At 38.6% G+C, this 12,590-nt stretch carries 11 protein-coding genes; 4 read left to right on the forward strand and 7 right to left on the reverse strand.

The features are described 5' to 3' along the window. Position 1: 1 nt before the first annotated feature. A complete protein-coding gene (locus EGT34_RS06035) occupies positions 2-1,375 on the reverse strand; it encodes a diaminobutyrate--2-oxoglutarate transaminase (RefSeq protein ID WP_000117540.1) in 1,374 nt (457 codons plus the stop codon). Between the two features lie 467 nt (positions 1,376-1,842). Here EGT34_RS06035 and EGT34_RS06040 point away from each other — a divergent pair, with 467 nt between their 5' ends. Beyond that, on the forward strand, positions 1,843-2,544 hold the full coding sequence (locus EGT34_RS06040) for an SIMPL domain-containing protein (RefSeq protein WP_001259429.1): 702 nt from the start codon (positions 1,843-1,845) through the stop codon (positions 2,542-2,544). A gap of 55 nt (positions 2,545-2,599) precedes the next feature. Here EGT34_RS06040 and EGT34_RS06045 read toward each other — a convergent pair whose 3' ends face one another. After that, entirely contained in the window at positions 2,600-3,232 is a 633-nt protein-coding gene (locus EGT34_RS06045) for a TetR/AcrR family transcriptional regulator (protein ID WP_000253006.1), read from the reverse strand. 120 nt (positions 3,233-3,352) lie between these two features. Here EGT34_RS06045 and EGT34_RS06050 point away from each other — a divergent pair, with 120 nt between their 5' ends. Beyond that, positions 3,353-3,817, forward strand: a complete 465-nt coding sequence (locus EGT34_RS06050) for a hotdog fold domain-containing protein (protein WP_000246244.1) — start codon at positions 3,353-3,355, stop codon at positions 3,815-3,817. 32 nt (positions 3,818-3,849) lie between these two features. Here the strand turns inward: EGT34_RS06050 and EGT34_RS06055 are convergent, their stop codons facing one another. Next, on the reverse strand, positions 3,850-4,944 hold the full coding sequence (locus EGT34_RS06055; RefSeq protein WP_001057073.1) for a fatty acid desaturase family protein: 1,095 nt from the start codon (positions 4,942-4,944) through the stop codon (positions 3,850-3,852). Positions 4,945-4,956: 12 nt separating this feature from the next. Continuing rightward, positions 4,957-6,027, reverse strand: a complete 1,071-nt coding sequence (locus tag EGT34_RS06060; protein ID WP_001147894.1) for a ferredoxin reductase — start codon at positions 6,025-6,027, stop codon at positions 4,957-4,959. 140 nt (positions 6,028-6,167) lie between these two features. On the opposite strand from EGT34_RS06060, the gene fabR reads away from it, so the two are divergent. Continuing rightward, entirely contained in the window at positions 6,168-6,863 is a 696-nt protein-coding gene (gene fabR, locus EGT34_RS06065; RefSeq protein WP_000195202.1) for an HTH-type transcriptional repressor FabR, read from the forward strand. Positions 6,864-7,029: 166 nt separating this feature from the next. Next, positions 7,030-8,046, forward strand: a complete 1,017-nt coding sequence (locus EGT34_RS06070; RefSeq protein WP_001191208.1) for an AI-2E family transporter — start codon at positions 7,030-7,032, stop codon at positions 8,044-8,046. 56 nt (positions 8,047-8,102) lie between these two features. Here EGT34_RS06070 and rapA read toward each other — a convergent pair whose 3' ends face one another. The 3 genes from rapA to EGT34_RS06085 all read right to left on the reverse strand — a co-directional run bounded on the left by rapA (position 8,103) and on the right by EGT34_RS06085 (position 12,560). Beyond that, positions 8,103-10,940, reverse strand: coding sequence for an RNA polymerase-associated protein RapA (gene rapA, locus EGT34_RS06075; protein WP_000413591.1), 2,838 nt, complete (start codon positions 10,938-10,940; stop codon positions 8,103-8,105). 144 nt (positions 10,941-11,084) lie between these two features. Then, entirely contained in the window at positions 11,085-11,723 is a 639-nt protein-coding gene (locus EGT34_RS06080) for an RluA family pseudouridine synthase (protein ID WP_024437082.1), read from the reverse strand. 132 nt (positions 11,724-11,855) lie between these two features. Then, positions 11,856-12,560 carry a phosphopantetheine-binding protein gene (locus EGT34_RS06085; RefSeq protein ID WP_060454525.1) on the reverse strand — a complete coding sequence of 235 codons (705 nt, stop codon included), beginning with the start codon at positions 12,558-12,560 and terminating at the stop codon, positions 11,856-11,858. Between the last annotated feature and the right edge of the window lie 30 nt (positions 12,561-12,590).

A 12,590-nucleotide genomic window follows, 5' to 3' on the forward strand; every position in this document is an offset into this window, starting at 1 on the left:
CTTACGCGCCTCGCACTGCAACCAATGCTTCTGCAACTGCTTTCTTAAAGCGAGCAATTACTTCTACACACTCTTCTTGAGTAATGATGAGTGGGCAAAGTAAACGAATTACTGTACCGTTACGACCACCTTTTTCAAGCAATAACTTGTTGTTAAAGCAAGCAGTCTGGATCGCAGCCGCTAACTGAGAGTCAGCAGGGTGAGAACCGATACGGTCAGCAGGTTTACGCTCGTCAACGATTTCAACACCAATCATTAAACCGCGGCCACGTACGTTACCGATACATGGGAATTCAGTAGCTAATTTTTTCAATTCAGCTTGTAAGAATTCACCACGCTCTTGTGCATTTTGAGCAAGGTTTTGTTCCTTGATCGTTTCTAATACAACAAGACCTGTACCCATAGCAAGTTGGTTACCACGGAAAGTACCAGTGTGACCAGCAGGCTGCCAAGCATCAAATTTACGCTTAATACCTAATACTGCAAGTGGTAAACCACCACCTACTGCTTTAGACATTACAACGACATCAGGTTCAATACCGGCATGTTCAAATGCAAACATTTTGCCTGAACGAGCAAAGCCTGCTTGAACTTCGTCTAAAATTAAAACGATGTTGTGCTTTTCAGTCACTTCACGGATTTTTTGCAACCATTTTACTGGAGCTGTAACAACACCGCCTTCACCTTGAATTGCTTCAAGAATAACAGCAGCAGGCTTAGTTACACCGCTTTCAACATCTTCAATAAAGTTTTCGAAATAGTAAGTTAAAGCGTCAACACCAGCTTCACCACCTAAACCAAGTGGGCAGCGATATTCATGCGGATATGGCATGAATTGTACGCCTGGCATTAAGCCATTCACTGCATTTTTTGCACTTAAGTTACCAGTCATTGCAAGTGAACCATGAGTCATACCATGGTAACCACCAGAGAAACTGATCACTGAGCTACGGCCAGTGTAAGTTTTAGCAAGTTTAATTGCTGCCTCAGTCGCATCTGCACCAGAAGGACCACAGAACTGTAAGCAATATTCTTCTTTACCACCTGGTAAATATGCTAACAACGCTTCAGTAAACGCATCTTTTAAAGGTGTGGTTAAGTCTAAAGTATGCAATGGCAAACCACTTGCCAATGTGTCTTGAATACTTTGAATCACCGCAGGATGATTATGACCTAAAGCCAATGTACCTGCCCCAGCTAAACAATCAAGGTACTGTGTACCTTCAACATCAGTAACCCAGCAACCTTGTGCTTTCGCTATCGCTAACGGTAATTTACGTGGATAGCTACGAACATTCGATTCCATTTGACTTTGGCGAGTCAAATAATATTCGTTGGTAGCATTAGTGGCAGGGTTGACAGAAGTAACGCTCATATCGGATTACCATCTCTGATAAGGGTAGAAAGAAATAAGTCTGGTGACTTTTGGTCCTTTGACTCGGTGCTTTATAGAACTAGCGAAGACACATATTTTATATCTTGTAACTAGGAGCGCGATGATACCTAATTTTGCAAGAAAAAAAACGTTTTTTGTGTACTTTACTCATCTAATCTTATTGAAAAATTGTATTATCCCAATAGTTATGATGAATTATCATCATACTATGTGACAACCTAAAGAAAATATTCTTTTTTTATATTCGTGTGATTTTTTAAGTTACATTGAAACACTTTAATTCTAAGTTTTTTATTTTTAAAGAATTTTATTCTTACCAAAAATTAAAAAACTTGATTTAAATATTACAAATACCCCACAAAATCTGCAAAAGTTATGCATAACTTATGTTTAACATTTCTTAATGAAAAAAATTAAATTTATATTAATTTTTAAAGGATAAATTTATGCGTACTTTAGCAATATCTACTCTTCTCCTTGGTACGGTACTCAGCCCTATGGTTTTTGCCCAAGATGATAATGCCCTTCACTACAATATTGTAAATGTTCAAGCAGAAGCTTCTCGCCAAGTTTCAAACGATGAAATGCATGCAACTTTATATATTGAAAAAAGCAATAAGCAGCCTGCAGAACTTTCAAACCAAATTAACCAGTTAATGAACCAAGCACTCGCAACTTCGCGTAAATACTCACAAGTGAAAGTGGAAACTGGTGCTCAAAGCACTTATCCAATTTATGACAATGACAGTAATAAATTAAAAGAATGGCGTGGCCGCGCGGAAATTCGTCTAGAAAGTAAAGATTTTAAAGCTGCTAGCCAATTAATTAATGAGTTACAACAAAGCTTTCAAACTCAATCCATTAATTTTAGCGTCTCAGATGAGCAACGTAAAAAAGTTGAGAATGAATTGATGGTAGAAGCGTCTAAAAACTTTCAACAGCGTGCTCAAATGTTGACTCAAGCATGGAATAAAAGCCAATATTCTTTGGTCACTCTAAACCTGAACACGAATAACTATTTTCCTCAACCTGTAATGCGTGCCAGCCTAGCTAAGTTCGCTGCGGCTGAAGCGGCACCAGCTCAAGACATGGCTGCTGGTGAGTCTAAAATTACTGTAAATGCAAACGGTTCAATCCAGTTTAAATAATTCATTTTTCAATCTAAAACCGCATTCTTCATGCGGTTTTTTTTATTGCTCGCTATTAATGTTCTAAACGCAAATCCTGTAATGAATTCCAAGCTGCTTTTGCCAGAATTTCTCTATAGTCTTTGGGGTCAGCTTTTACACGTTGTGATAACCACGCACGACAATAGCTCTCTGTAGAACCAATCACTAATGAAAGCAAAAGTTCATGTGGAATTAAACTAAATGCTTTAAATTCTTCAAAGTTTGAAATCAAGCTAAATATCTTTTGGTTTCTACTCTTATTTTTTTGTGTAAGTTGTTGCTGTTCCTCCCCCTCTATAATGTTAAAACGCGCAGTAATTAAGAATTTTGCAAATTCCGGTTGCTCACTTACCCAGTCCACATAACTATAAATTAGAGCTTCTACAACATCTTTTAATGTTTTGGACTGTTTTAAATATTCATCTCTCAGAGCTGTTTGATCATCTAAAGCTGAAAAAAATAAGGCCGCCACTATACCCTCTTTATTTTTAAAATGATGATAAATCGCCCCAACGCTACTTTCTGATTTGGCACGAATCATTTCAATACTAGTCGTTTCAATGCCCTGCTCTAAAAAACAATCTAAAGCATCTAATAATATTTGTCGTTTTAAAGCAGCTCTTCTTCCAGGATATAAGCGTTCTAATAAATTTTGAGCAGATACCATTTTGTATTCTCTGACCAGTCATCGGAGATATTTTGAATGACTTGACGCATATTTGTAAACAGAACTATATTCTTAAACAGAATAATATTCTGTATTTTTAAAATTAAAGGAAGTCAAATTATGGCAACCACATTAGAGCTCTGGAATAAAGTAACTGCTTTTCCTAAAGGCAAGTGGACTTTCTCTCGTATGCTGTGCTTAAAAGCACCTTATTTCGGCAGTATTTCCCCTCTTTTTATTGAGTTAAAACCGAATTATTGCGAAATTTCTATTAAGAAGAAGCGTTCTGTGCTTAACCACATTGGAACAGTCCATGCGATTGCGATGTGTAATATGGCTGAACTGGCGGGTGGAACAATGACAGAAGTTACTGTCCCATCTACCCATCGCTGGATTCCAAAAGGAATGACTGTTGAATATTTAAAAAAAGCTGAAACAGACTTAATTGCAATTGCTACACCAGTGGAAGCTGATTATAACTGGGAAAAAGCTGGAGAATATTTAGTCAACGTAGATATTTACGACACTCACAAAGATAAAGTATTTCATGCCACAATTACCATGTGGATTTCTAAAAAGAAATAAAAAAAGCCCTGAATTCTCAGGGCTCTTTTATCTTATTTTTTAAATGGGAACGCATATTTCACAATACGTCCAACCACTTGTCCAAACTGCTTAACAAAGCTGGCATTGTTATAGTTCAAGCCATATTTCTTACAAACCGCCTCAACTTTTGGAGCCATTTGGCGATAACGACGAGCAGGAATATCTGGGAATAAGTGATGTTCAATTTGATGACTTAAGTGACCAGACAAAATATGGAATGCTTCTGAACCTGTTAAGTTAGAAGAACCACGAATTTGGCGCATATACCAGTGTCCACGGCTTTCTTCTTGTAAAACAGATTTTGGAAACACTTCAGCATCTTTCGTGAAATGACCACAGAAAATAATACTAAAGGTCCAGATATTACGAAGGCCATTTGCAACTAAGTTACCTGTAAATACTGGTAGTGCTGCCGGCCCTGCAATAAGTGGGAAGAAAACATAATCTTTAAAGAGTTGCTTGCCAATCTTTTTATTAACCGGTTTTAACTCTTCTAAAAATTGTGCCTTAGTTTTACGCTTGTAAAGTACACGCCCAATTTCAAGATTCTGAATTGCTACGCCCCACTGGAACAATAAGCAAAATGGAATACTGTAAATAGGCTGCAATAAGAACCCTGGCTTCCAACGTTGCTCAGGGAATAAGCGAAGTAAGCCATAACCAATGTCATCATCAATACCTTTAATATTGGTATAAGTATGATGTTTATAGTTATGGGTTTGACGCCAGTTATCAGAGGTACCTACAGTATCCCATTCATAAGTTTGACCATTAAATTTCGGGTCATTCATCCAGTCATATTGACCGTGCATAACATTATGGCCGAGCTCCATGTTCTCCATAATTTTAGAGAAACCTAATAAACCCGTACCTAAAATCCACGCCGGCGGGAACCAACCTGCAAATAAACAAGCCCGGCCTAAAAAGCTACTATAACGAATAGCAGCATAGACACGGCGAATATATTTAGCGTCTTTTTCACCCAAATCATCCAATACTTCTTGTTTGATCTGATCAAGCTCTTTTGCAAATGCTTCAAGTTCTGCTGGAGTCAAATCTCGATTTTTAGGATTTTTAAAATATTCGACTTTCACTGGCATATTCATAAGAGTTCTCTCTTAAAGATCAATAACTAGATCGGATTGTGCTGAGTTCACACAAATTTTAAGTAATTGGCTTGGTTCCGTATTTTGGCTACCGTTTAGTAAATTACGTGTAGAACCTTGCGTTTTACTACAAACACATTTATTACAAATTCCCATACGACAGCCATGTGTCGGCTTAAGGCCTTCATGCTCAAGGCTGACCAAAATGGATTGGCCTTTAGGAATTGCAATCACTTTATTAGACTGGGTTAATGTGACATTCACATAACCAATGTCATCCGCAGAACTTTCATTAGTTAAACTAAATGCTTCAGTAAGTACTGTTGGTGCTTTTTCAAAAAGCTGTTCAACAGTTGAAACAAAGCCCGATGGACCACATGCATAAACTGTGCTGTTTTCAATCCCATCAACCAGTGCAAGATGTTCGGCATTTAAACGTTCATCATTTGGTGTTTCTTGTGTGTAAAACACCTGATAGCTAAAGTTTGGGTTTTGTTCAGCCACTTGTTCAAAGTACTCTGTAAAAGCAGCATCAGAACGCTGTTTGACCCAATATAAAAGCTGAACCTGCGTTTTTTCTAACTGTTGGCTTTGCTTAATTGCTGTGATTAAGCTCAACATTGGCGTAATACCACTACCAGCAGCTAACATAATTAATTTCGGTGTCTGAATGTTTTGTTGCATGTCACCATAAGGCTGCCCAAGCTCAAAAACATCACCAATTTTGCTTTCTGCAATAAACCAGTTACTGACAATACCATCAGCAACTTTTTTAACTGTTAAACGTAAGTGCTCTGCATCAATTTGCGTCAAGCTATAAGTACGTTCATAACGACGGCCCGCAATTTCAACAATCACTGGATGATGTTGACCTGCCGCACCCATTTTCACCAAGCGGTTGCATTTTAATGTCAGGCTCACAGTGTCATGAGCTACGAATTCTTTTTTTACAATTTGAACTAGTCCATGCTGCACAGACCATAAAGGATTTATTTTTTGTAGCCAGAAGTTCGCCATATTTTTGTCAAATACAGCTTGTGTTAATGAATTGAATAGAGAATTTCTCTTTTCGATTGCTTGCATAACTGAGGGCTCTGTCGCTCTTTTTTAATTATTATACACATGTATATATATTTGTATATACACTCGTACTTTTAATTACAATTTCACAAGTTCCCTGTCTAACGCTATAATCCAGACAGTTTAAGAATATATTGAAAAACATGACCCAAACCTCACTTTCTCAGAGCCCAAATGACACAACCTCATCACAAGATGTCATTGAAATAAAAACAGTAACGCGTTCTGTTGGAAGAAAAGCGACGATTACGAAAGAAGAACTTTTTCAGGCAGCTCTTAACCTGATTGGTCCACAAAAAAGTATTGCCTCACTCAGCTTACGTGAAGTTGCAAGAGAAGCTGGTATTGCCCCAAACAGTTTTTATCGTCACTTTAAAGACATTGATGAATTAGCTATTTCACTCATTGACCGTGCCGGTATCGTATTACGTAAAATTATTCGTCAAGCTCGCCTTCGTGCATCTTTGCAAGACAGCATTATTCGTAGTTCTGTAGAAATTTTTCTGCAACAGCTCGATGCCGATGAAGGTAATTTAAGTTTATTGTTGCGAGAAGGTTTTACAGGTTCCGCCTCTTATAAAGCCGCTGTAGATCGACAGCTCAACTTCTTTCAGCAAGAGCTACAAGAAGACTTAATTCGCTTAGAACGCCTCAATAACAATCATCTATATCACCCTGAACTTGTTGCAAAAGCAATTACACAACTTGTTTTTCACATGGGTGCCAAAGTGATTGACCTTCCTATTGATCAGCGTGCGGAAGTCGCAGAACAAACAATGATTATGATCAGAATGATTTTAGAAGGTGCCCGTCATCTAGACGAAGCAAAAATAAGATAGATTCCACATAAAATGGTTTGTGATTTTACAAGCCATTTTTTATACACCTGTGCCTGCTGATTAATAAAAATATAAACCATAGATTGAAGCAGCTTAGATGCAAGAGTATAAGTAAATAATTCTAGCAATACATATCAATACTTCCCCACGTTATTCAGGGATTCACATGCAAAGTTTGAGTAATCGTCAAAGCCTGATTGCAAGCTATATTCTGATGGGCATTTTTTTGCTTTCGGTTATCCCCTTGCATCTCTTAGCAAGTTTTTTTGCAGGCTTTCTCATTTATGAAATTATTATTAGTTTAAGCTCTATTGTTGAACGTTATATTGATGGTCAAAGAGCCCGCATTTTTATTAGTATTTTATTAAGTATTATTACTATTTCTCTTCTTGCTTTTTTCATTACAAGTTTAATTAGCTTTGTAGTTTATGATTTAAAAGGAGTCGGTTTACATAGTATTAACGGTAAAGTCGACCAAACACTACTGCACCTACAAGCGGAGATTGGGAAATATTTACCGGGCTATATTCCAGATAGCGTTACAGAACTGAAAGATGAAATATTCGCGTTTATGAAAGATAACGTGACTACATTAAAAAATGCCAGTTCCGATATTTTGCATAATCTAGTGACTATGGTGATGGGTCTTATTATCGGTATATTGGTTGCTATTCACGGCTTTCACCGACGTACCCCCCAACCTGTTTTCAAATCCTTACTGATTCAACGTATTCAAAAATTATCAATTTCTTTTAGAAATGTAGTTTTTGCACAAATTAAAATTTCAGCGATTAATACGCTGCTCTTTATATTATTTGCTTTTGTACTATTGCCGATCTGGGGTGTTCACCTACCTTTCGCCAAAACCTTAACCATTCTTACCTTTATGTTTGGCTTAATTCCAATTTTAGGGAATTTAATTTCAAATACTTTAACTTTTATTGCGGCTCTTACAATTTCACTCGGTCTAGCAGGTGTTGCGCTACTCTACCTCGTATTAGTTCACAAGTTGGAATACTTTATTAATGCCAAAATTATTGGTCATAAAATTAATGCCAATGCATGGGAAATTTTATTGGCTATGTTAATTTTCGAGTCAATCTTTGGCTTAAGTGGCTTAATTGCAGCACCGATTTTCTATGCTTATTTAAAACTAGAATTAAAAGATGCCAGATTGATTTAACTAAAATTTACTCAATAAAAAAGCGCCTGTGTGGCGCTTTTTTTATTACTCATTGCTTATGGTTTGACTACTACAAGCACTTGAATCGCTTCAGGTGTTACGGTTAAGCCATCAAGCAAGCTTAAACCTTCTTTTTGCAACTTCTGTAAGCGCTCAATTTCGTCTTGGCGAATGCTCGGGTTGAACTGTTTTAAGTAAGTTAAACGATCAATCTCATATTGCCATTTATTACCATAATGCTCTTTTGCTTGCTGTTGAAGCTGAGGTAAACCTTCTTTAGCAATATCAAGCGCTTGTTTATAACGCTCTTCAATCACTTCACGGCGGGCTTTAACCACTTGGCGGCAGCTATTGCCATCTAAGTGATGCAAATAAGGTTTTAAAATGGTTGGATCAATCTTTTCAGATAAGTCCTGACCATTCTCACTTAACAATACGCGAATAAGTTGTTTTGGTAAGCTTGATGGCAAGTTCAAGGATTTTGGTGCCACCACATCAACTTTAAACCAGACTTCAAGTAAAACCGAACCTTGCTTTAATGCATTGGACTTAAGCACAGCAACATTGGTACTACCAAATGATTGTGTGCGGATCATTTCCATGACACTTTCAATAAATGGATGTTCTAAAGTTAGATACTGAGCGTCTTCACGCATTTGCGCTTGGTCACGATAGAAAGTCGCAGTCATACCTTCTTCGTCTAATGCCAAACCTTGCACTTGCATCTGGTCGGTTGGACGAATAATGACTGTACCGTTACTTTGCTCATCAAAGTCAATATTAGTTGAAGACATGAAACGCTTCACAAACATAGGCAGCGTTGTGTTGTCATCATAGTCTTCTAACGCTTGAACAATTTCTTGTGCAACGATAGGACGACATGAGTTGTACTCAAGCAGACGATCTCGACCAGCTTGTAACTCTGCTTCTAAAGCTTGGCGTTGAACATTAACTTCTTCGAGTAAATCTTCAAATGTTTGACCTTGGTCGGCAAGCAAGCAATCTTTTAATTCAACAATAAAGTTTTCTTGTAGCGTTTGAGCTGTTGGAGAAATATTGCTGAAAATATTTAATGCTTCATTATACCAACGGAACATACGCTCTTGAGCGGTGCCCATTAAGTAAGGTACATGAATCTGGATACGGTTTTCTTGACCAATACGGTCTAAGCGACCAATACGTTGTTCTAAAACGTCAGGGTTTGCAGGCAAATCAAATAAAATTAAATCACTCGCAAACTGGAAGTTACGGCCTTCTGAACCAATTTCTGAACAAAGTAAGATTTGAGCACCGTAGCTTTCTTCTGCAAAGTAAGCAGCCGCTTGGTCACGCTCAAGCAAACTCATACCTTCATGGAACATGGCTGTACGAATCCCTGCATGCAAACGAAGCGCACTTTCTAAAGACTCGACAACAGGACCACTACGGGCAATTAAAAGAACTTTTTTATGCTTAAGTTCTTTACGTAGAATTTCCATTAACCACGGTACACGCGGGTCATTTTGCATCCATGAGCCATCAATTTGTGCTTCTTCTGGCCACATTTGCTCGCGTAATTTACCGTCTTTTGACCAATCTGCTGGCGCAGGTAAAGGCGCAGGTTGGCAATCACGGCCAGGGAAGCCTTGAATCGCTTCACGCGTATTACGGAATAAAATACGACCTGTGCCGTGACGGTCTAACAACTCATGAATCGCTCTGAAACGTTGCTCAGGTTGGTCTTCAATTGAATGCCCCAACAAACCTTCTAAAGCAGTTAAATGCTCTTGAGTTAAAGGCTCATCCGACATAAGCACTTCTGCAACTTGCGCAGTTTGCTGATATTGAGCTTCTTCATCCAAGAAACGCTCTAAACTGCTAAAGCGCTGTGGATCTAACAAACGTAAGCGCGCAAAGTGACTTTCCACACCCAGCTGTTCAGGCGTTGCAGTAAGCAACAATACACCTGCCGTATTTTCAGCAAGCTCTTCAACCAAGTCGTAACGATCGTTACCACCCTCTTCTTCGCTCCACATCAAGTGATGTGCTTCGTCGACGACGAGTAAATCGAAACCAGCTTCTAATGCTTGCTCACGTAAATCATCATGGTCCACCATCAAGTCGACGCTGGCAATAATGCATTGCTCAGTTAAGAACGGGTTAAGTTCTGGATCATGTTCTTTGATAGATGCAGTACGGGTTAAATCAAACAGAGAAAATTGCAAATTGAAACGGCGTCGCATTTCAATCATCCACTGATATTGCAGTGAATCAGGGACTAAAATCAGGATACGTTCAGAACGGCCGGTTTTAAGCTGTTGGTGGATAATTAAACCAGCTTCAATTGTTTTACCTAAACCTACTTCATCAGCAAGTAAAACACGCGGTGCGAAACGTTTACCGACTTCATGTGCAATATAGAGCTGATGCGGAATTAAACCCACACGCGCCCCAACCAAGCCGCGTAATGGGCTGGTTTGCATTTGCGCCTGCATCAGCATTGCTTCAATGCGTAGGTCATACCACTCTTTATAATCAATCTGGCTTGCCAGCAAACGATCTAAAGGTTTTGATAATTGAATTTGTGCACCAATACGCGTTTCGTTTAGCGCTTTACGTTCTTGCTCGCCATTTTCTAAAGTACGAACCACGTTATAACGCAAAACACCATGACGGTCTTCAATAGACTCGACATTCCACTTATTGCCTTCTTGGTCTTGAACTTCATCATTTACATTAAAGATGATGCGAGAAAGCGGTGCATTGTTGCGTGCATAAACACGCGTTTCATCACTTTTGGGGAATAAAATGCTGACAGATCTTTCATCTACATCAATAAGAACGCCTAAACCGAGCTCAGTCTCTGTATCTGATAGCCAACGTTGACCAATAGCATACTGCTGCAATTTTTCCACCTTTTTCTCAAGTTCGCACTACATATTGTACGATGCAAAGTAGCTTATTTTTGCATCTTTTTATGTAGTCTTTAAAGCAAAATTTTGCAGCAGAAACCAATTAAATTGTTTCGCTACAAAAATTACTCATTGAAAGTTTTTACATTAAAACGGTACAGGACAGTTAAAAGTTAATGATTCCCCTGTGACAGGATGATTAAAGCTTAACTGTTTAGCATGCAAGCACAGACGAGGAACAAGTAATTGTTCCGGTGTTGCATACAATGTATCACCTACAATCGGATGTCCCAGATATTGCATGTGTACACGGAGTTGATGAGAACGTCCGGTAATCGGTGTTAATTTGACACGCGTAACCGGTTGTCCTTGAATCTGGAAATGTTCAATTACCTGCCAATGTGTTAAAGCAGGTTTGTTATGAGAAGCATTGACAATATGTAAAGGTGGTCGACTCGGATCATAGACGACAGGGATATCCACTGTCCCTTCACCCTCTAAATGACCAGCAACTAGCGCTTCATATATTTTCGAAGTTTGACGGTCTTGAAATTGGCGTGCAATCGCACTCTGTCCACGCTTAGATAACCCAAAAACCAAAATACCCGAAGTATCACGGTCAAGGCGGTGAATGAGCAAAGTTCGTGGTTCAATTGCCACCAGTCTTGTCAAAACGCTGTCATGTAAATCACCTTTCCCTGGCACACTCAAGATGTCCGAAGGTTTATGAATCACCATAAAATCATCATCACGATAGATCAGATGTTCACTTAGAAAATCACTCAAAGTTGTATTCCCAAGGCAAGATGAAAAACAAGCGGGCAATAATAAAAAGCTTACGTCCGAATTACAATGCCGTTCGGGTAAATTAACGACAGAATTTGCAAATATTATGAATCACGTTACGGCTAAAGCCGATTAGCGCTTCAATAACTGCATAATATGTTGCAATGTAGGAGTTTGCATCAACTCATCAACAGTTAGGCTCGCACCATTAGCACGCCATAATTCCACCAAATAATTGACTCCCGAAGCGTCTAGACCATAGTTTCTTAAATCTATTTCGGGATGAATTTCCATTGGATGTCGCCCTATCTGTTCAGCAACTGCCAATAAAATTCCTTTATCGGACAACACCTGTAATGACGGCGCACTTAAAGACCATAAGCGCATTAAAGTCTGCGTGTTTATATGTTGAATATGGTCAAAACTTATTTTTTCAATCCATTGTATATGCTGCTCTAAACTACTCGCCAAGATTGCATCATTTACAACAGCTACATAATCGGTAATGGATAAAACAAGCTGCATGACTTGCTTAAATAGCGGTGATAAATTCCCCGCCATAATTACCTGTGCCTGAGTGTTTGATGACAAGTGCTGCCCAAGCTGTAACATGGCCTGTTGAAGTTGAGATGACTGAATCATCATGACCGGAATTTCGAGTGCTTGTGCTCTTTTACTTAGCATTTCTATATGATCAGCTAATGGCTGATGCGCCCAATCAGATATATTTTCAAGATCATCTAGCCCGACTAGGAGCAATATGCTTCGCGTAGATTCAATAGGCCAATTTGAAGTACTTGCGGCTAACTGGATTTTTCGAGGTAAGGGATAAAACATTGTTCTCTACAAATAAAAAATAGCTCAAAT

This window comes from Acinetobacter sp. FDAARGOS_558 (assembly GCF_003937785.1).
GTDB classification, from domain to species: Bacteria; Pseudomonadota; Gammaproteobacteria; order Pseudomonadales; family Moraxellaceae; genus Acinetobacter; species Acinetobacter baumannii.